The sequence below is a fragment of the Candidatus Eisenbacteria bacterium genome (assembly GCA_030017955.1).
Classification (GTDB): domain Bacteria; phylum Eisenbacteria; class RBG-16-71-46; order JASEGR01; family JASEGR01; genus JASEGR01.
In genome coordinates, this window is the sequence record JASEGR010000013.1 from 25,723 (window position 1) to 46,699 (window position 20,977).

Consider the following 20,977-nt stretch of genomic DNA (forward strand, 5'->3'; position numbering starts at 1 on the left):
ATGCTGAATGACTGATTTTATCAAGGATCCGAGAGTGGAGGAACTTAAGTCCCTTGCCGTTAAGCAGGGCTATGTCACCCACGATCAGATTGAAACCTTTCTTGATGATGACACAACGGTTGACCAGATGGATGAACTCTTCATGCTGCTCAATGAGATGAAGGTTGACGTCTTCGAGACGGCTGAAGAGGGAAGGGAAAAGGCAGAGAAGCTCAAGAAGGTTGAGGAGAGGAAACTCGAGACCCAGCAAGTGGCTCAGGCCATCAGGTATGATGACCCTGTAAGAATGTATCTTCGTGAAATGGGCAAAGTCCCCCTCCTCGACAGAGAGGGTGAGGTGGAGATTGCAAAGAGAATCGAGGCCGGGGACGAGATGGTTTGCAGGGCTCTCTTCCAGACTGCAACGATCATCAGGGAACTTCAGGGACTTGCCGCGAAACTCTCGCAGGGAAAGATGAGAATAGAAGACTTGATTCAGGTTGACTTCGGAAGCTGGAACCCGGACTTCTCGGGGAGAAGGGAGAAGGCGAAGGTCCTGAAGACAGTTTCCAGAGTCGCGAGACTCCAGGGCACGCTGAACAAACTTTGGTCACAGTCCACAAAGAAAGTGTCGGAAAAGAAGCGCACGTCTCTGAATGAATCGATAGACAGATACAATGAGAAGATAAATGAGGATCTGCGGAAGATCACCTTCAACCCGAAACTCATCGAGAAGTTCTCGGCCAGGCTCAAGGGGCTGGTTGAGAGACTCAGGGAAGCGGAGAACGAAGTGCACCAGTGTGAAAAGTCGGTTGGAAGGACCCACGAGCAGCTGCTTGCGCTCTTGAGAAAAGCGCGGAAAGGCCCGAAACACAGAAGGGCTGTTGAAAAAGAAAGCAGGCTTACAATAGAGAAGATTAACGAAGCATTGAGAAAAATAAAGAACAGTAACCGCAAGATAAGAAGAATCGAGCTCGAGGCCAGGATTCCCAAAGCGAGACTATATGGTGCAGTACGGCAAATAATCGAAGGGGAAAGGAAGAGGGAAAAAGCTAAGAAGGCGATGATTGAAGCGAACGTGCGGCTTGTGATCAGCATTGCAAAGAGGTACACGAACAGAGGCCTTGAATTTCTCGACCTGATTCAGGAAGGAAATTCCGGGCTCATGAGAGCCGTGGACAAGTTTGACTATAGAAAAGGGTACAAGTTCAGTACGTACGCGACCTGGTGGATAAGGCAGGCAATCACGAGGGCAATTGCCGACCAGGCGAGAACGATCAGAGTCCCGGTCCATATGATTGAAGCCATAAACAAGGTCGTGAGGGTGTCGCGAAGACTCGTCCAGGAATATGGAAGAGAGCCCACGCCCGAAGAGATTGCGGAGAAGCTCACGATGCCGGTCGAGAAGGTAAGAGGTGTGCTCAAGGCGGCGCAGGAGCCGATCTCTCTTGACAGGCCGATAGGGGAAGAGGACGAGTCCAGTCTGGGAGATTTCATCGAGGATACGAGTGTTGTTTCACCTGCCCATTCGGCTGCCTTTGCCATGCTCAAGGATGAAGTCGGCGCCGTTCTTGAAACGCTCACTCCGCGGGAGGCCAAGGTTGTGAAACTCAGGTTCGGGCTCACTGAAGACGGATGTCCCAGGACCCTTGAAGAAGTCGGAGCTTTCTTTAATGTAACAAGAGAGAGGATCAGGCAGATTGAAGCCAAGGCGTTGAGAAAGCTCAGGCATCCGACAAGGTCCAGGAGACTGAAAGTCTTCGCGCAGAATCTGGCTTGATTTCCTATCCTGATTTCGATAAGTTCTAACTAGTGTGCCGTCGCAGAGACAACTTTACGAAATGCAGGGCGTTTCATAAGGCACACTTCCAGGGGGTGTGAGGGGGTCGTGGCCGACCCCCTCAGGGGTGACAGCGAAGGGATGCGACGAGTAGGAGCATCCAGAAGCGTCAGAGGGGCGAGAAGCCCCTATGAAAGTGTCGTGTCCAGGGGCAAAGACATAGACAAGGAACTTACAGGACACGACACTAGGAGGGTACAAATCTTGAGAGTTGCCGTAATTCAGTTTCCCGGCATGAACTGTGAATTCGAGACATTGAGAGCCGTTAAGCTTGCCGGAATGGATGGAGAACTTTTCAGGTGGAACTCTTCGGATGTGCTCAGTTCCTTCGACGCATTCGTACTCCCGGGCGGGTTCTCTTTTCAAGATCGTGTTCGGGCGGGCGTCGTCGCCTCAAGAAGCCCGCTGATGGACGAGCTCTCGTCACTTGCCCTTGACGGAAAACCTGTCCTCGGCATCTGCAACGGGGCACAGATCCTGGTCGAAGCGGGTCTGGTCCCGGGTTGGGATATGGACAAAATCGTGCTCGGGCTCGGCCCAAACATCTCTGATGACAGAATAGGATACTACTGTTCATGGGTTCATGTGAGCGTGAAAAAAGATCCTGAGTCTCCTTTCACTTCTGAGTTTGATGAAAACGAGATTCTCCCGCTTCCGGTTGCCCATGCGGAAGGAAGATTCATTGGCCTGACAGAGGATGTCGAAAGAGAACTCGAACGGAATGGACAGGTAGTGTTCAGATACTCGACTCCTAAGGGAGATTTTGAACACTCGTTCCCAACAAACCCAAACGGTTCATTCCTTAATGCAGCCGGGATCACTAACGTTAAGGGAAACGTCCTGGCTTTCATGCCGCACCCTGAAAGAGCACTGAAGCTGAGGAGCGTCCCGGATTCAATTGAGGGGAAATGGGGACAGTCGAAGAGAGGATCACAAGGAGACTTTGCTGCCATGGAAGCTCCCGGACCCGGGCTCAAGATATTTGAATCCATCAGAAGGTATCTTCTGCGATGATTCTCGGCGTTCTGATTACAATGAAAAGGACTGATCTTGCGGCTTCGACCGCATTCCACACGCTTGTCTCTGAGATAACATGCTCGAAGAATCTGGTTGAGCTCTCACGGCATGATGTCTGGCTGGCAGAATTCAGGAATGACGGGGAAAAGGCAACGGGTAAGATGAAGGCCGCGCTTGAGGAAAGCCTCAGGTTCTTCAATCCCAACAGGCAGGTCTTTGAGATAAGAAATGAGAATGAAGCCTTTTGGGACAACGGCGGGAAATCCAGGCTGAATTTTTTCGTCTGGAGCAAGGATTGCCGTGAGGGTCTTTTGATCAAGAAGAATCTCGAAGACATTCACGGAATAGAACATCTCAGCCGGGTTGTTAGGGGAGTAATCTGGAGAGCCGGGTTTTCATCGTATCCCTCAGAGATTGAAGTGAAGCCCATCATGGGATTTCTTGCGAATCCATCATATCAGAACCTCTCGATTCTTACGGACCCGGTGACTCCTCGTGCTCTTCACGGGCCGGCAATCACCTGTCGCCCGGAAAAGGCCTGACAACTTTCTTCATTCTCGGGAAACGAGAGTCCGATGAGAGGATGGAGCTTGAAGAATCTATGAGTTTCATGCAGAAAGAGAGTGGCTGGGCATGACAAAAGAACTGAAACACTCGTGTGCAGTCTTCTCGACATTCGGACCGAGGGATTCATCACGGCTGGCACATCTCGGCCTTTACTCCCTTCAACACAGAGGCCAGGAATCTACTGGAATTGTCTCCTCGGATGGAAAACAATTTTTCTCCCATAAAGCAATGGGGCTTGTTTCCGATGTTTACACTCCTTCGGTCTTGAATCAGCTTCCCGGGCACCTGGCAACCGGCCATAACCGGTATTCGACCACGGGCTCAACCAGAATCGAGAATGCTCAGCCCATGATTGTGGATTACAGAAAAGGGAAGCTTGCAATTGCCCACAACGGAAATATTGTTAACGCGGCCGGCCTGCGCAATGAGTTGGAGCGTCAAGGTTCTGTTTTCCAGACCACAATGGACACGGAAGTGATACTGCATTTGGTTGCCAGGTCAAAGGAGAAGACTCTGCCCGCAATGATTCTTGAAGCGCTGTCCTGCGTTCGCGGAGCGTATTCGCTTGCCATCATGACTGAGAATCAGATATTTGCGGGCCGGGATCCGTTTGGCTTCAGGCCGCTCACCCTGGGAAGCGTCCGCTCCAATCCTGTCGTTGCCTCGGAAAGCTGTGCATTCGATATAATAGGCGGCAGATTGGTGAGGGAGATCGAGCCTGGGGAACTGTTGCTGATCGACAAGAACGGACAGAAGAGTTTTCGCATTTCCAGGAGTGTCGAGCAGGCACGATGTATCTTTGAGCTAATCTATTTCTCGAGGCCCGATTCAATTGTCTTTGGTGAGTGCGTTGACACCGTGAGGAGAAACCTGGGCAGGACGCTGGCATCTGAGGCGCCGGCTCCCTGCGACATAGTCATAGCAGTGCCGGATTCCAGTAACTCCGCAGCGCTTGGGTTTTCTGAAGAAGCCAGCATCAAGTTTGAACTTGGTCTCATCAGGAATCACTACGTAGGGCGAACCTTCATCCATCCGAAGCAAAAGCTGCGGGACCTGGGGGTAAGAGTGAAGTACAATGCGGTACGCGACATCCTTAGAGGGAAGCGCGTCGCAATCGTGGATGATTCGGTGGTGAGGGGGACCACGAGCAAGAAGCTGATCAGGATGGTGAGAATGGCCGGTGCCAGGGAGGTTCACTTCAGAGTAGCATCGCCGCAGATAATCGACCCGTGTTTCTACGGCATAGACACTCCAAGAAGGAGCGAATTGATTGCTCGAAACCTGTCCATGAAAGAACTGGCTTCTTTCATAGGCGTTGATAGCATGGAATATCTCTCGCTTGAGGGATTGAGGAACAGTGTCCGGGAGCCTGACAAGTATTGCTATGCGTGCTTCACAGGAGACTACCCGGTTACTCCTCCCAAAGAGTTCGACAAATTCTCTCTTGAAACGGCCGGGAGAAGGAAGGGAGCCAGTGTGCCGTCGCGGAAATAACCTTGCCTAATGCACGATGCCTCACAAGGCACACTGCCAGGGGGTATGAGGGGGTCGTGGCCGACCCCCTCAGGGGTGACAGCGGAAGGATGCGACGAGTAGGAGCATCCTGAAGCGTCAGAGGGGCGGGGAGCCCCTATGAAAGTGTCGTGTCCGGGGGGAAAGGCATACGCAAGGAGTTTCCCGGACACGACGCTGGGTCTCCTTGACACCCCGAGAAAACGGCGACTATATTTATTGTCTCAATTGCGCAGGTTGAAGGCTTCCCGTTCAGGTGAACCAGAAAGGATTGAGGTAGAGAAGACATGTCCCCGCTTGATGAACTTACCAAGTTGAGAAGAGACAAACTTGAAATCCTGCGTAAGAGAAACACGCCGGCCTATGCCTACTCGTTCAAAATCTCTCACCGCTCGAAAGAGATCCTGGAATCTGCCGATGCGCTCCAGAGCGCAAATGAGACTATTTCGGTCGCCGGACGGCTCATGTCAAAGAGAGGCCACGGCAAAGCCAGTTTCTCGCACATCAAGGACTTTCTTGGAAAGATTCAAGTCTACTTCAGAGAAGATGAGGTCGGCGAAGAAGCTTATGCGCTTTTTGACCTTCTGGACGTCGGCGACATAGTCGGCGTTAGAGGAAAGGTATTCAAAACAAAAACTGGGGAGACGACTGTCAAGGCGGAAGAGCTGGTCCTGCTCACCAAATCCCTCACGCCTCTGCCCGAGAAGTGGCATGGATTGAAAGATGTGGAGACGAGGTTCAGGAGGCGCTACGTTGACCTGATTGTTAATGATTTTGTGCGTGATACGTTTGTAATGCGGGGGAAGGTGCTTACGGCAATGAGAAGGTTCCTTGACTCGAAGGGTTTCACCGAAGTTGAAACGCCAATACTTCAGCCCATCTACGGAGGAGCGTTTGCAAAGCCGTTCACAACACGGCACGAGGCACTGGAACGGCGGCTCTATTTGAGAGTTTCAGATGAACTGTACCTCAAGAGACTCATAGTAGGCGGATTCGAGAAGGTCTATGAGATCGGAAAGGACTTCAGGAACGAGGGAATGGACAAACTCCACTCGCCTGAGTTCACCATGATGGAGCTTTACGAGGCATACAGCGACTACCTTGATATGATGACTCTTCTTGAAGAGATGGTGTGCTCGATCCTGATGGAAGTGAAAGGATCAACAGTCTGTGAATTTGACTCTCAGAACATTGACTTTAAGCCGCCCTGGAGACGCATCGGTTTTTTTGACTCGCTTAAGGAGAAAACCGGTCTCGATCTTCTGGATATGGATGAGAAATCCACGAGGAAGGCGTGCCTGCAGTTCGGGATTGAGGTCGGCGAGAAGGCGGGATACGGAAAGATGGTTGACGAGCTTTTCTCGAGCGTAATACAGCCGGGGCTTATACAGCCAACATGTGTCATCGACTATCCGAAAGACCTCTCGCCCCTTGCAAAGGAGAAGAGAGGCAACCCGAAGGTCGTGGAAAGATTTGAGCTCTTTGCCGGCGGTCTGGAGCTTGCAAATTCATTCTCGGAACAAAACGATCCGACCGAACAGGAGAAGCAATTTGAGCGTCAGGCTGCATTGCGGGAGAAAGGTGACGTGGAGGCGCAGGTGATGGATAGGGATTTCATCTCGGCGCTTGAGTGCGGCATGCCGCCGACGGGCGGCTTGGGGGTCGGTATAGACCGGCTCGTCATGCTTTTCTCAAATGTCGGAAACATAAGGGAAGCCATTCTCTTTCCGCCGGTCAGAAACGAAATCGAGGAAGAGGGAAGCGAGTGATGAAACTGCTGAAACCCTATGAAGTCTTCATTGCGCTGAGATATCTCACGGCCAGACGGAAAAGAAGTTTCATGGGCACGATTGCTGCCGTTTCCGTGGGCGGAGTCGTCGTTGGCGTTGCCGCGCTCGTAATCGTGCTCGCCGTAATGAACGGCTTTGAGGACGAGGTGCAGAAGCGGATTGTGGGGACGAATGCCCATGTCATAGTGCTTGGGTACAACGAGAAGGGAATTGAGGAAAACTGGCAGATCGTGAAGAAGATAAACTCTGTTCCGGGTGTAGTCGCCTCTTCTCCCTTTGTGTACGCAAAGGTCATGCTGGCGAGTGAAGGCGGTTCGGAAGGCGCAGTGCTCAAGGGAGTAAATTTGACTCAGGAACGATCTGTGACCGAAATCGCTCAGAATCTTAGACCCAGGATCTCGGCAATTGACCGGGAAGGTCACGGGCCGGGGGTCGTGGTCGGCAAGGAGCTTGCTGCTTCTCTGGGATTGACCATTGGGGACGAACTTAGGGTCGTCTCGCCGTTCTCCGGCGGGTTCTCGCCCTTTGGATTCATGCCGAAGATGCAGAAGTTCACTGTCGTGTCAATCTTTGATTCGGGCATGTATGAATACGATTCGAGTTTCATATTTGTGACACTTTCATCGGCCCAGAAGCTTCTTGAGCTCGGCGAAGCCGTAACCGGCGTGGAAGTAAAAATCAAAGAGATGATGGATGCTCCCAGAATGGGTGATAGGATATTGAAGGCGCTGGGCGGATATCCGTTTAGGACCAACAATTGGATTGAGCTCAACCGGAACCTGTTTGCATGGATGAAGATGGAAAAAAAGGTAATGTTCATCATATTGACATTGATAGTCCTCGTCGCAGCGTTCAATATAAGGAACATGCTCATGATGCTTGTCATGGAGAAGAGGCGAGACATCGGTGTTCTCAGGTCTCTCGGGGTGACTTCAAGGGGAATAATGAGGATTTTTGTCCTTCAGGGGCTCATAGTGGGGGCTGTCGGAACGTTCTTTGGAGGCGTGATTGGCGTCCTCATCTCGCTCGCGATAGGCAAGTACAAATTCATCGAGCTGCCGGGAGACATTTACTTCATAGATACTCTGCCGATAAAACTAGAGATGCTCGACCTTGTGGAGATCGCAGCGGCAGTCATGCTCATATCTTTCATTGCTACTCTCCATCCGTCCAGGCAGGCTTCGCGGCTTGTTCCGGTCGAGGCCATACGATATGAATGACTCACCGGGTACGGGCGTAGTGCTGCGTGCCGAGAGGATCGAGAAGAGCTTCATCACAGGCTCGAAAGAGATTAAGGTTCTTTTGGGTGTCGACCTTGACGTGAGGAAGGGCGAGGTGTTTGTAATAGTGGGCCCTTCAGGAGCCGGGAAAAGTACATTGCTGCATATCTTGGGCACCCTTGAACGGCCGACAAGCGGAGTTGTGTATCAGAACGGAAGAAATGTTTTTCTTCTCTCAGATGATGACCTTGCCAGGCTCAGAAACAAGGAGATTGGTTTTGTGTTTCAGTTTCATCATCTTCTCCCGGAGTTCGATGCTGCCGAGAACGTGATGCTGCCTGCGCTCCTCGGAGGCTTGACGAAAAGGGAAGCTCGCAAGCTGGCCGAAGAGTTTCTTGATGAAGTAGGGCTCGCCGATAGGGCAAGCCACAGGCCGGGCGAACTCTCAATCGGGGAGCAGCAGCGGGTCGCTGTGGCCAGGGCCCTCGTGAATTCTCCCCAGGTCGTGCTTGCTGACGAGCCGACCGGAAGCCTGGACAGGGAAAGTGCCGCGGGAATTCATACTCTCCTGAAAGAGCTTTCCGAGAGGAGAGGAGAAACTTTTGTGGTGGCTACACACAATGATGAGCTGGTTTCAATCGGAAGCAGAGTCTCGAGACTTATGAACGGCAGGCTTGTTCCAGCAGAAAAAGTGGAAATCAAACTCAAAGATGGGGTAAGATAGACGATGCAATGCCAAATTTGCAGGAAGGCTCCGGCCACGGACCACATCATAAAGATTGTAAACAACAAGATACGTCAACTTCACGTTTGCAGGAAATGCGCGGAGGAAAAGAAACTTAACGTAACCAATCATGGCTCAATCTCTGAACTCCTATCCAGTCTGTTTGACGAAATGGGTGTAACCGAAGAAGAAAAAATCGGCAGGATTCAGTGCCCAAGCTGCGGGCTTCTCTTCTCGAGCTTCCGGGAGACAGGGCATCTTGGCTGCCCGGAATGCTACTCGGCCTTCAAGGCTCAGATAAAGCCGCTCCTGAGAAGGATCCATGGAAGCACGCGTCATTCAGGCAAGGCACCCCTGTCCGAAGGAGGGGTATATCTCAAGAGAAGAGAGATGCAGAAACTTCACGAGGAACTTGAGATTGCCATAGAGAAAGAGGAATTTGAAAAGGCAGCGGACATAAGGGACAAGATAAGAACGCTGGAATCAGAGGGGAGCACCCCTTGAGAGAGGCCTCAGGGAGAAGACGAATGACCACTCTGGACGAACTAGTTAACGGGACCTGCTCATGGCTCAGTGGCGAAGGGCCGGAATGCGTCACCGTGTTGAGCACAAGAGTAAGGCTTGCGAGAAATCTTAAGGGGTATCCTTTCACTCACAAGGCGAGACAGGATCAGCTGAGCGTAATCATTGCGAGCGTCTTTTCGGCTGCAAGCAAAACGGCCAGCTTGAAGAAAAGCCTCCAGATAAAAATGGCCGAGATCTCCAACATAGACAAACGTTTTCTCGTTGAGCGGCACCTCATCAGCCCCGACCTTACCGGTGAGTCGAAGGCAAGAGGCATCGTTGTCTCGCGAGACGAGTCCCTGAGCGCAATGGTCAATGAAGAAGATCACATCAGGATTCAGAGTATCTCTTCAGGGTTCCAGGTGGAGAACACGTGGCATTCCGCCTCCAGACTGGATGACGAGCTGAGCGGAAGACTTGAATACGCATTCAACGAAGAGTTCGGCTTCCTCACTTCCTGCCCGACAAATATCGGCACAGGCCTCAGGGTCTCCGTTCTCATTCACCTGCCGGCCCTCGTCCTAACAAAAAAGGTGAGAGAAATTCTGGAAGGGCTTAAACAAGTTGGAGTTGCAATACGGGGATTTTATGGAGAAGGGACGGATACTCTGGGCTATTTCTTCCAGATTTCCAACCAGACAACCCTGGGCCAGAGCGAACACGAGATAGCATCGAATCTTGGGAAAGTCACGAAGCAGGTGATTGATTTTGAAGCTAGGGCGAGGGAAGTCCTCATAAAGGACGCAAGGATACAGATTGAAGACAAAGTCTGGCGCGCCCTGGGAACGCTCATGTTCTCGAGGATAATCAACTCCCAGGAAGTGATAAGCCTTACATCTCTGGTCAGGCTCGGACTCGCACTTGAGTTCAAAGGGCTGCCCAGTGTGAAAACCTTGAACGAGATCCTGGTCTTCATGCAGCCCGCCCATCTTCAGAAGGCGGTGGACAAGGAGATGGAATCTCCGGAGAGAAACGTGATGCGGGCGGAGATGATAAGAAAGAGACTCGAGCAGAAATGATGAGAAGAAGGCCCGGTCGGGAAAAGAAAAGCTGTCTCATCATAGAGTGGAGGTTCTGTCATGCATGACAAGTTCACTGAACGGCTGAAAAAAGTAATATATCTGGCAAGAGAGGAAGCCGCGAGACTTCATCACGACTATATTGGCACGGAGCACCTTCTCCTGGGAATCGTGAGGCAGGGAGAGGGAGTGGCTGCCGATGTCCTGCATAACCTTGGGCTCGACCTTGATACGGTGAGGCAGACCGTCGAAAGCATGGTATCGGAATCAGGCGGAACCATGACCATCGGAGAGATACCTTTTACTCCAAGGGCCAAGAGGGTTCTCGAGCTCTCTGTTGACGAGGCGAGGCAGCTCGGCCACAACTATGTTGGAACCGAACACCTGCTCCTGGGTCTAATAAGAGAAGGCGAGGGAATTGCGGCAAGAGTTCTCATGGAGCTTGGTCTCGACAGAAAAAAGGTCAGAGAGGAGATGATGAGGCTTCTTCACGGGACTCCCCAGATGTCCTCAGAGAGAGAAGAAAAAGTCGAAACTCCTGCTCTGAACCAATTCGGAAGGGACCTGACGGCGCTTGCGGCCGAGGGGAAGCTTGATCCGATAATCGGAAGGAACTCCGAGATTGAGAGAGTGATTCAGGTCCTCTCGAGGAGAAAAAAGAACAACCCGGTTCTCATAGGCGAACCCGGGGTCGGAAAGACCGCGATCGCGGAGGGCCTTGCCGAGCGGATAGTGGAGAACAAGGTTCCGGAGACCCTGAAGGACAAGCGGATCGTGACGCTTGATCTGGCCGCAGTTGTCGCCGGAACAAAGTACAGAGGACAGTTTGAAGAGAGACTCAAGGCGGTAATGAATGAGATCAGGGAATCCAAGAACTCAATCATTTTCATAGACGAGCTTCACACCATAGTCGGCGCCGGCGGCGCTGAAGGCGCGATAGATGCTTCGAACATGTTGAAACCTGCCCTGGCAAGGGGGGAACTGCAGTGCATCGGTGCCACGACTCTTGATGACTACAGGAAATACATAGAGAAAGACGGCGCCCTCGAAAGACGATTCCAGCCGATAATGGTTGATCCTCCGACAGTCGAGGAGACGATTCAGATAATCATGGGCTTGAGAGACAGATATGAAGCCCATCACAAGGTCAAGATAACCGATGAGGCAGTCGTTGCTGCCGCAAAGCTGTCCGACCGCTATATCAGCGACAGGTTCCTTCCCGACAAAGCGATAGATGTGATTGACGAAGCTGGCTCAAGGGCCATGCTTTCCGTTTCGACAGTCCCTCAGGAAGTGAAGGAGATAGAGAAGAAGGTTGACGAATTGACCAAGGAAAAAGAGTCGGCCATACAAGCCCAGGAGTTTGAGAGGGCGGCAAGGCTGAGAGACAAAGAGAAAGAGCTGAGAGCGAAACTCAAGGAAGTGAAGAAAAACTGGGACAGCTCGAAGCTCGACAGGGAAGCAAAGGTGAACGGTGAGGACATCGCAAGGATAGTTGCAGTAATGACCGGAATTCCGATTTCCAGACTGGAGGAAGAGGAATCGAGCCGGCTTCTGCGGATGGAAGACGAGCTCCGGAAGAGAATTATCGGCCAGGACGAGGCCCTTTCGGCGATTTCGAAGGCGATCAGGCGGAACAGGGCGGGTCTGAGGGATCCAAGGAGGCCCATAGGGTCGTTTATTTTCCTCGGGCCCACAGGAGTCGGAAAGACTGAGCTTGCCAGAGTGCTGGCGAAGTTTCTCTTCAACGACGAAGATGCGCTGATCCGTATTGACATGTCTGAGTACATGGAAAAGTTCGCCATCTCCCGTCTTGTGGGTGCTCCCCCCGGTTACGTCGGCTATGAGGAGGGTGGACAGCTCACCGAGAAGGTGAGAAGGAAGCCGTACTCTGTCGTTCTCCTCGATGAAATCGAGAAGGCACACCCCGACGTGTTCAACATCCTTCTTCAGGTTCTTGATGATGGGCAGCTTACGGACAGCTTCAAGAGAAAAGTGAATTTCAAGAACACCGTTCTCATAATGACCTCAAATCTCGGCACGAGGAGAATCAAGTCGGGTGTCAGTATGGGGTTCCAGAAGACCGATGAGAGGGCGACTTATGACCAGATGCGCGAAATGGTGCTGGATGAAATGAAAAGGGTCTTCAACCCTGAGTTCTTGAATAGAATCGATGATACTATCGTCTTCAGGTCGCTTGGAAGACCCGAGATGGAGCAAATCCTTCACATCCTGATAAGCGAAGTCAATGAAAGACTGAACGGGCAGAAAGTGCGGCTTTCTCTGAACGACTCTGCAATGAAGTTTCTTATTGAAAAGGGATTTGACCCGGTTCTCGGCGCAAGGCCGCTCAAGCGCGCAATTCAGAGATTGATAGAGGATCCTATCGCAGAACTTATCCTCAGGAAAGGAATCAGCGACGATTCTCTTATTTCTGTTGACCTAAAGGAAGGAGAATTGGTATTCGAGGAGACAAAATGAACATCGGTGCATTCATCGGGATCAAAGGCCGCATTATGTGGGGCCTTAATTTTTTGTTGATTTTTGCAGTCGCAGGACCCTTGCTGGCTCAGACTGAGACTGTTAAATCAATAGCCGTGAGCGGAAACATAGCTGTGGAAGAGGGGCTCATACTCTCGACCTTCCCTCTGAAAGCCGGCCAGGAACTAAGGAGAGATGACGTGGCGAATGGGGTGAAGAAGCTCTATTCGCTCGGGCTTTTTTCCGACGTTCAGGTCGAGGCAACCGCTGAGAGAGACGGGATTTCTCTTGTCATAAAAGTGAAAGAGAGAGAAAAAATTTCCAAGATTGAGTTCAAGGGAAACAAGAAGGGCGGTACGGATACCCTTAAAGAGAAAATCTCTACTTCACCAGGCCAGCTTGTCGACGGCTTCCGCCTTGCGGAGGACGTGGAAAAACTCCTCTCATACTATAAGGAAGAGGGACGTCCTCTTGCCAAAATTCAGTGGTCGAAAACCCCCACCGAGACTCCCCGGGGGGTGGCAATTGTCTTCGAGATAACTGAAGGACCCAAGGTGAAGGTAAGAAGCATAAGCTTCAGCGAAAACCAGGGCACAACGGAGAAGCAGTTGAGGAAGGTGATGGCTACGAAGAAGAAGGGTTTCCTGAGAAGCGGCGCCTACAAGGATGAGTATGCAGACATGGACATCGAGAAGCTTGAGGCGTTTTTCAAGAACAGAGGGTACAAGGATGCCAAGGTGAAGGGGCATTTCGTTAACTACAGTGCAGATAACCGGTGGGTAGACCTCAATATAGAGATTGACGAAGGACTGCGATACGTAATTGGAAGCGTCAGTTGGAACGGAAACAAGGCGCTGTCCGACAAGGAAGTTAGTGACGCCATCGCTTCCCAGACAGGGACCCTTTACAGCGAAGAGAGGATAGAGAGAACGAGACAGAATCTGTTTGAAGCTTATGCTGAGAAAGGCTATCTGTTCGTCGCTGTTACCCCGGAAATGACTCCACAGGATACTGTGCTTGATGTTGTATATATGATGCAGGAGGGGGAACCTTCTTACGTAAGAGACATAAGAATCACAGGCAACACGAGAACGAAGGAGAAGGTGATAAGGAGGGAACTCTTTCTAAAACCCGGCGACCCGTTCAAAAGGTCGCTGCTTGCCCATGGTCAGAGAGACGTTTTCAATCTGCGTATATTCGAAGACGTGCTGGTCGATTACGAAGTGGACGAGAACGGGAGGGATATCGACCTCATATTCAAGGTGAAGGAAAAGCAAACTGGAACCGCGAATGCAGGGTTCGGCTACGGGACCGCGACCGGTCTGACCGGATTTGCAGAAGTAGGACACAACAACCTGTTTGGAAACAATCAATCAATCAGCCTGAGGCTTGAAAGGGGAAGCAGGAGGAGCAACATAGAATTGAGTTTCACAGATCCATGGCTGCTTGATACTCCTACGACTGCAGGATTTGAGGCTTACAATGCACAGAGAGTACTGGACTATTACACCGAATACCGGAAAGGCGGATCGGTTTTTGCAGAGAAACTTGTCCCCAGGTCAAGGGTTGTGAGAGGGTCGGTTGCGTACCGGTATGAGGAGATCACCCTCGAAGATGTCTCCGACACTACGCTGGCACTTGTGGCCGGAAAGCCGCAGAGAACCAGCAGCGTCACCTTCGGCCTGAGAGGAGTCACGACAGATAACCCGTTCAGACCGAAGAAGGGTGGAAGATTCAGGTCGTCTGTAGAGTTTGCCGGCGGCCGGATTGGCGGAGATGTCAACTTCCACAAATATCTCTTTGACGGACGAATCTACAAGAGGTGGCTTTTCAAACCCGTTTTCATGTTCAGGGGAAGGGTAGGGTATGTCTCGGGCTACACGGCCAAGGACAGAATACCGACCTACGAGAAGTTCAGGCTCGGAGGGACGGTATACGACTATCTAAGGGGATATCCCGACTACTCCATTCATCCCAGAGGCAATGCGGCATGGGACGGAGGAAGATTCATGCTGGGGTACACGACTGAGTATCAGTTTCCGATCGCTGAGCCATTGAGGGGACTCCTGTTCTATGACGTTGGTGGAACCTGGAACAGCGTTTCGACTTTCCGGGCCTCAGGTTTCATGCAAGGGTTTGGCTTTGGCTTCAGGATAGATGTGCCGATGCTCGGAGAAATCGGTTTCGACTACGGGTACGGGATAAACAGAGAGGAAGGAGCGAGGTGGGAGCCCCATCTCCAGCTCGGGGGACCTTTCTAGCATAAAGGAGGGGAGAAAAATTGAAGCTCAACATGATGATGATCTGTATCCTGGCGGCAGGTCTGCTCTGCATGTTTGCGGCGCCGGAGCTCCAGGCGGCGGACCTGAAGATAGCATTCATTGACTCCGAAAAGATCTTTGCCGCATACAAAGGCACGAAGGAAGCTCAGAAAGCCTTCAATGTGGATGTCCAGGGCTGGCAGAATGAGGCAGATTCGAGGAAGAGGGAGATTGAGCTCATGAGGAAGGAGCTTGAGAGTCAATCTCTGATGCTCAGTGAAGCGAAGAGACAAGAGAAGGAGGCGGCGCTCCAGAAGAAGGTCAGTGAGTACGAGGGATTTGTCCAGTCGATCTGGGATCCAAAGACCGGGAAGATTGCCGCACGGAACGATGAGCTGATGAAGCCGATAGTCGAGAAAGTTAAAGCAATCCTTGACAAAATTGCCGAAGCTGAAGGATACTCCATGGTAATAGATGCCGCAGATGGAAATATTGTGTATGGAGTGAAGGATCTTGACCTCACTGACAGGGTAATTGAAGAATTGAACAAGGAAGGATAAAAATCCGGTCTGGGCGGAGAGGCTTAGGTGCAGATTCGGTTGAAGGAGATAGCAAAGAGACTTGACGGCCGGCTCTTGGGTGACGGTGAAGTCCTGATAAAAGGCGTTGCGGCCATAAAAGATGCCGAAGAAGGCGACCTCACATTCCTTTCAAACCCAAAGTATGAAGCGTACCTCAGTACGACCAAAGCCTCAGCAATCATAGTAAAGGAAAATGAGCTAAAGACCGGGAAACCCTTGATCGTAACGGATGATCCGTACCTCGCTTTCCTCAAGACTCTCAGAATGTTCAGGCCGGAGAAGGCAATGGTGGCGAAAGGAATACATCCCAGTGCCGTCATCGGCGAGGGTGTATCGCTTGGACATGATATTTCAATAGGGGCCAACGTAGTCGTTGCGGATGGCGCCGTTGTAGGTGACGAGGCGGCCATTATGGCAGGGGTGTACATAGGGGAGCGCGCCAGTATCGGGAAAGGAACGTTGGTTTATCCGAATGTCACGATAAGGGAGGAATGCAGCATAGGAGAACGTGTCATAATTCACAGCGGTACAGTCATAGGAAGTGATGGATTCGGGTTTGTCAGGGAGGGAAAGACGCATCAGAAGATACCGCAGACCGGGACCGTTATCGTTGAAGATGACGTTGAGATCGGTGCAAACGTGACTGTTGACAGGGCAACGATCGGGGCGACGACCATAAAGAAAGGGACCAAGATTGACAATCTGGTCCAAATCGCACACAACGTAACAATTGGCGAGAACAGCATAATCGTAGCGCAGGTCGGGATATCGGGAAGCACTGAGATTGGACAGAATGTCACTCTTGGAGGTCAGGCAGGTATTGCCGGGCACATACAGATAGGAGACAACACGCTTGTAGGCGCGCAAGCGGGAGTCATTGGTTCCATACCGCCTAATTCCACAGTCTCCGGTTACCCGGCTCTTCCTCACAACGTTTCAATGAAAATCCACGCAGCGATGGGGAGGCTGCCGGAAGTCCTCAAGAGAATCAAGGTAATTGAGAAGAAGCTCCAGGAAATCGAAGCGGAGAAGAAGAAATGATTGGAAAGCAGAAAACGATAGAGAAGGAAGTCTCGTACACCGGGAGAGGGTTGCATACCGGAAAAACGACATCTGTGGTGTGCAAACCAGCGCCGGCGGATTTCGGCGTGAAATTCGTCAGGATGGACCTCCCTCAAAGACCCGTGATAAGGGTCAGTGCAGGCAATGCGAGATATGATGCACATCATTCGAGGAGAACTATTCTCTCGGAGGGCGGTGTGGAGGTGCACACGGTTGAGCACTTTCTGGCCGCTATCGCCGGGCTCGGGATTGACAATCTTGAAATCGAGATTGATTCCGAGGAATTGGCGGAACCCTCAGATGGAAGCGCTGCCCCGTTTGTGAGCCTCCTCAAGAGCGGAAGGCCAATCGAACAGGATGCCCCGAAGCGGTACTTCGTTGTGAACAGACCTGTTTCTTATTGTGAAGACAGCGTTGAGCTCCTCGCTCTTCCCTATGACGGACTTAAGATAAGCTTCACGATAGAATACGACAACAGACTGGTTGGAACTCAGCACGCTGCCTTTGAATTGAATGACGAAATCTTTGCCAGCGAGATTGCTCCGGCAAGGACTTTTGTCCTCCTCAAAGATGTTGAGATGCTGAGGAAGAAGGGAATGATAAAAGGTGGAAGCCTCGACAACGCTATTGTGATAGAAGACGACCACATAATGAACGAAGAGCCTCTCAGATTCAAGAATGAATTTGTGAGGCATAAGATCCTGGACTTCATCGGCGATCTCTTCTTGCTGGGAGCTCCGGCCAAAGGACACTTCGTCGGAGTGAAATCCGGACATGCGACGAATGTCAAGTTCGTTCAAAAGCTGAGCGAAATGAGCCGTCAGCTGCCTGAGCCGAATGTGAGAACTGGCGCGCCGAAAGAGCCTCTCTGGAACGTCAATGCCATCCAGCGGATCATGCCTCACAGGTACCCGTTCCTCCTTGTTGACAGAATACTCGAGCTGGAGGACCGGAAAAGGGTCGTGGGAATAAAGAACGTGACGATAAACGAACCCTTTTTCGCCGGGCACTTCCCGGGACATGCGATAATGCCGGCTGTTCTCATAATTGAGGCGATGGCTCAGGCCGGCGGAGTCCTCCTTCTCAATACTGTTGATAAACCCGAGACGAAACTCGTCTATTTCATGGCCATCGACAATGCGAAATTCCGAAAGCCGGTTCTTCCCGGCGACCAGTTAAGGCTTGAGCTTGAGCTCGTGAAGCTAAAAGCACGTGTCTGCAAGATGAGGGGAATGGCCTTTGTTGATGGAGAGCTCGTGGCTGAAGCCGACCTTATGTCCCAGATTGTGGACAGATACCCCCCTAGTTCACGACTATGCAACCTTTGACGCCTCTTGTACATCCGGCTGCAATAATCGAAGAAGGAGCCTTGCTTGGGGACGGGGTCTCGATCGGACCGTACTCGATCATTGAGGAACATGCGAAAATCGGCGATGGTTCGAAGATCGGCTCCCATGTAGTCATAGAAGGATGGACCACCGTTGGAAGGGACTGCTCAGTCGGTCACGGTTCCGTCCTTGGGTCGGCTCCCCAGGACAAAAAGTACAGGAACAAGAAGAGCTATGTTGTGATAGGCGACAGAAACACGATCCGTGAGTTTGTCACCGTCAACTCGGCGACTGATGAGGGAGAAAAGACCATCATAGGAGATGACAATCTCCTCATGGCATATGTTCACGTCGCCCACAATTGCGTGATAGGGAACCACGTTATACTCGCTAACGCGGTCAATCTTGGGGGGCACATCACGATAGACGATTACGCTTGTGTAGGCGGCATGACTCCGGTCCATCAGTTCGTGCACATCGGAAAGCACGCGTTCATTGGCGGAGCTTCGAGAGTCGCAATGGATGTTGCGCCGTTCGTTAGAGCGGCCGGCAATCCCCTTAGGGCATCCGGGCTCAATACTGTGGGTCTTGTGCGAAGAGGATTCAGCGCCGAGAAGAGGGCTGAGTTGAAGAGAATCTACAGGATCTTCTTCAGGAGCGGGCTCACCGCAAAGGAGAGTATCGAACAGCTCGGCAAGGAGTTCCCTGCCAGTCCTGAGGCTCAGGAGTTCATTCAATTTGTGCTCAAGTCTGAAAGAGGCATGACCCGCTAGCGTACCTTGAGAAAGACAAATCTTCCACGTCACGGGGTTCCGATAAGAAATGTCCATTCTGAAAACCGGTGTAGTTGGCGTCGGTCATCTTGGTGCCCAGCACGCCAGGGTGCTGTCGAGGATTCCCGGAAGCGAGCTGAAAGGAATTGTTGATCTCGATTTACGGAAGACCGAGAAGCTCAACGCTGAGCTCAATCTCAAGCCATTCTCGTCTCTTCAGGACCTGCTTTCGGCAGTCGATGCCGTCTCCATAGCCGTCCCCACCTCGGAACACCACAGCGTTGCAGAGAAGTGCATTGGCCGCGGAATCCACGTTTTCATTGAGAAACCGATTGCAAAGACTGTTTCCGAGGCAGAGGAACTCGTGCTCTTGGCGAAGGAAAAGGGCCTTGTCATTCAGGTCGGTCACGTAGAAAGATATAACCCGGCCGTGATCGCGGCCAGGCCATTCATTCGCAGTCCGAAATTCATCGAAGCCCACAGGCTCGCAAGATTCACCCCGAGAAGTCTCGACATCGACGTGATCCTTGACCTCATGATTCATGACATTGATGTTGTGCTGAGTTTCGTCAAATCAAAGATAAAGAGGATAGACGCGGTGGGCGTCTCGATTCTATCGGAAAAGGAAGACATCGCAAATGCAAGAATTCTCTTTGAAAATGGAGCAGTTGCGAACCTTACTGCAAGCCGTGTTTCACGCGAGAAAATGAGGAAGATAAGATTCTTTCAGCCCAGCAGTTATGTTTCGCTCGACTGCCTCGTTGGCGAGGCCGAGATATACGAACTCACAGGAAAGCCGAGCTTGGACGAGGCAATGAGCGGGACCGGCATCGAGAGCTTTATTTCCGGAAGAAAGATAAAGGGAACCGGACCTGACGCCCTCACCAGGGAATTCGAAGATTTTGTGACGTCGGTTCTTGAATCCAGAGAGCCGCTCGTTACCGGGAGGGACGGCCTTGAGGCGCTCAAAGTTGCTGTCGAGGTCGGGAAAGAAGTAAAGACAAGTCTCAAGAAAGTGATGGGGGGACTGTCCTGGAATCAGCAATCCTCATAATCGCAGGAGAGGCATCGGGCGACCTTCACGGGGCCGGGCTTGTGAGAGAGATTCAGAAAAGGGGAAGCTTTAGTTTCTTCGGCATCGGCGGCCGGCACATGCGGGAAGCAGGAGTTGAGCTGCTTTACTCAACTGACGAGCTTGCTGTCATGGGCTTTGGTGAAGTCGTGGGAAAGATTCCCTTTTTTCTCAAGGCGATGAGCAATGTTGCAAAAGAGGCCAAAGCCAGGAAACCATCCCTCTTCGTTGCCATAGACTTCCCGGGATTCAACATGAGGATGTGCGGACGGATGAAGAAGCTCGGGGTGCCGGTCGCCTACTACATCAGCCCTCAAGTTTGGGCGTGGGGAGAAGGAAGGATTGAGAAGATAAGGAAGAATGTGGACAAGATGCTGGTGATTTTCCCATTTGAAGAGGAGTTCTACAGGAAAAGAGGCATCCTGGCAGAGTACGTCGGACATCCGCTTGTGAAGAAGGTGAAGGCGGGCAGGTCCAGAGATGAGTACCTGGACGAGATTGGGTTTGACAAAACCAGGCCCGTGATCGGGCTTCTTCCGGGAAGCAGGCTTCAGGAAGTGAGAAGAGTTCTGCCGGAAATGCTAGGGGCTGCGGAGATTCTTTCGGAGAGAGGGGCTGTATCGCAGTTCCTGCTTGGGCCGGGCGTTTCGCTGGAAGAGAAAGAAATGAAGAGGCTGCTCGGGAGTCTTTCGGCAAGAGTGAAGATAGACAAGGGCCGGACTTATGATCTGATGTCGGCATCCGACCTTAATCTTGTCACATCTGGAACCGCGACGCTGGAGGCGGCGCTTCTGGAGAAGCCGATGATTATCCTTTACAAAACCTCAGCTCTCTCCTGGTTGATCGGGAGGGCAGTGGTCAAGCTTCCATACATAGGCCTGGCGAACATAGTTGCCGGCGGCAAAGTGGTTCCGGAACTGCTCCAGGACCGCTGCAGGCGCGACATAATTGCTGACACTGCCGAAGAGCTCCTCCGGAACGGCGATGGAAAAGCGGCTATCAAGAAAGCATTCTCGACTCTAAGGTCTACCCTCGGCGAGAGAGATGCCCCCTCGACCGCGGCGGAGAGGGCGCTTTCGCTTCTCAGGGGAATCCGTCATTGACGGCCCTCTAGTGTGCCGTCCCAGAAATAACTTTACGAAATGCAGGGCGTTTCGTAAGGCACACTGCCAGGGGGTATGAGGGGG

At 51.8% G+C, this 20,977-nt stretch carries 17 protein-coding genes; all 17 read left to right on the plus strand.

The window, feature by feature from the left end:
• Positions 1–7: 7 nt before the first annotated feature.
• The 17 genes from rpoD to lpxB all read left to right on the plus strand — a co-directional run bounded on the left by rpoD (position 8) and on the right by lpxB (position 20,893).
• Positions 8–1,759 carry an RNA polymerase sigma factor RpoD gene (rpoD, locus tag QME66_03160; protein MDI6807969.1) on the plus strand — a complete coding sequence of 584 codons (1,752 nt, stop codon included), beginning with the start codon at positions 8–10 and terminating at the stop codon, positions 1,757–1,759.
• Between the two features lie 264 nt (positions 1,760–2,023).
• Positions 2,024–2,833, plus strand: a complete 810-nt coding sequence (gene purQ / locus QME66_03165) for a phosphoribosylformylglycinamidine synthase I (protein MDI6807970.1) — start codon at positions 2,024–2,026, stop codon at positions 2,831–2,833.
• Positions 2,830–3,378, plus strand: coding sequence for a hypothetical protein (locus tag QME66_03170; protein MDI6807971.1), 549 nt, complete (start codon positions 2,830–2,832; stop codon positions 3,376–3,378). Before purQ ends, QME66_03170 begins: the two co-directional genes overlap by 4 nt.
• Positions 3,379–3,469: 91 nt before the next feature.
• The gene (purF, locus tag QME66_03175) at positions 3,470–4,897 is read left to right on the plus strand and encodes an amidophosphoribosyltransferase (protein ID MDI6807972.1); all 1,428 of its coding nucleotides are present in this window, start codon (positions 3,470–3,472) and stop codon (positions 4,895–4,897) included.
• Between the two features lie 305 nt (positions 4,898–5,202).
• The gene (lysS, locus tag QME66_03180; protein MDI6807973.1) at positions 5,203–6,684 is read left to right on the plus strand and encodes a lysine--tRNA ligase; all 1,482 of its coding nucleotides are present in this window, start codon (positions 5,203–5,205) and stop codon (positions 6,682–6,684) included.
• On the plus strand, positions 6,684–7,925 hold the full coding sequence (locus QME66_03185) for a lipoprotein-releasing ABC transporter permease subunit (protein ID MDI6807974.1): 1,242 nt from the start codon (positions 6,684–6,686) through the stop codon (positions 7,923–7,925). The genes lysS and QME66_03185 overlap by 1 nt, the downstream gene beginning before the upstream one ends.
• On the plus strand, positions 7,918–8,649 hold the full coding sequence (locus QME66_03190) for an ABC transporter ATP-binding protein (GenBank protein ID MDI6807975.1): 732 nt from the start codon (positions 7,918–7,920) through the stop codon (positions 8,647–8,649). The genes QME66_03185 and QME66_03190 overlap by 8 nt, the downstream gene beginning before the upstream one ends.
• Positions 8,650–8,652: 3 nt before the next feature.
• Positions 8,653–9,153 carry a UvrB/UvrC motif-containing protein gene (locus tag QME66_03195; protein MDI6807976.1) on the plus strand — a complete coding sequence of 167 codons (501 nt, stop codon included), beginning with the start codon at positions 8,653–8,655 and terminating at the stop codon, positions 9,151–9,153.
• Between the two features lie 23 nt (positions 9,154–9,176).
• Positions 9,177–10,232, plus strand: a complete 1,056-nt coding sequence (locus QME66_03200; protein MDI6807977.1) for a protein arginine kinase — start codon at positions 9,177–9,179, stop codon at positions 10,230–10,232.
• A gap of 60 nt (positions 10,233–10,292) precedes the next feature.
• Positions 10,293–12,713, plus strand: a complete 2,421-nt coding sequence (locus QME66_03205; GenBank protein MDI6807978.1) for an ATP-dependent Clp protease ATP-binding subunit — start codon at positions 10,293–10,295, stop codon at positions 12,711–12,713.
• On the plus strand, positions 12,710–14,974 hold the full coding sequence (bamA, locus tag QME66_03210) for an outer membrane protein assembly factor BamA (protein MDI6807979.1): 2,265 nt from the start codon (positions 12,710–12,712) through the stop codon (positions 14,972–14,974). The genes QME66_03205 and bamA overlap by 4 nt, the downstream gene beginning before the upstream one ends.
• Before the next feature lie 20 nt (positions 14,975–14,994).
• A complete protein-coding gene (locus QME66_03215; GenBank protein MDI6807980.1) occupies positions 14,995–15,534 on the plus strand; it encodes an OmpH family outer membrane protein in 540 nt (179 codons plus the stop codon).
• A gap of 27 nt (positions 15,535–15,561) precedes the next feature.
• Positions 15,562–16,596: a UDP-3-O-(3-hydroxymyristoyl)glucosamine N-acyltransferase gene (lpxD, locus tag QME66_03220; protein ID MDI6807981.1), complete on the plus strand. Its 1,035-nt coding sequence runs from the start codon at positions 15,562–15,564 to the stop codon at positions 16,594–16,596.
• A complete protein-coding gene (locus QME66_03225) occupies positions 16,593–17,945 on the plus strand; it encodes a bifunctional UDP-3-O-[3-hydroxymyristoyl] N-acetylglucosamine deacetylase/3-hydroxyacyl-ACP dehydratase (protein MDI6807982.1) in 1,353 nt (450 codons plus the stop codon). The genes lpxD and QME66_03225 overlap by 4 nt, the downstream gene beginning before the upstream one ends.
• On the plus strand, positions 17,933–18,718 hold the full coding sequence (gene lpxA, locus QME66_03230; GenBank protein ID MDI6807983.1) for an acyl-ACP--UDP-N-acetylglucosamine O-acyltransferase: 786 nt from the start codon (positions 17,933–17,935) through the stop codon (positions 18,716–18,718). The genes QME66_03225 and lpxA overlap by 13 nt, the downstream gene beginning before the upstream one ends.
• A 49-nt stretch (positions 18,719–18,767) precedes the next feature.
• Complete coding sequence (locus QME66_03235; protein MDI6807984.1) at positions 18,768–19,772, plus strand: Gfo/Idh/MocA family oxidoreductase; 1,005 nt, start codon at positions 18,768–18,770, stop codon at positions 19,770–19,772.
• Positions 19,773–19,813: 41 nt separating this feature from the next.
• Positions 19,814–20,893: a lipid-A-disaccharide synthase gene (gene lpxB / locus QME66_03240; protein ID MDI6807985.1), complete on the plus strand. Its 1,080-nt coding sequence runs from the start codon at positions 19,814–19,816 to the stop codon at positions 20,891–20,893.
• Positions 20,894–20,977: the final 84 nt, after the last annotated feature.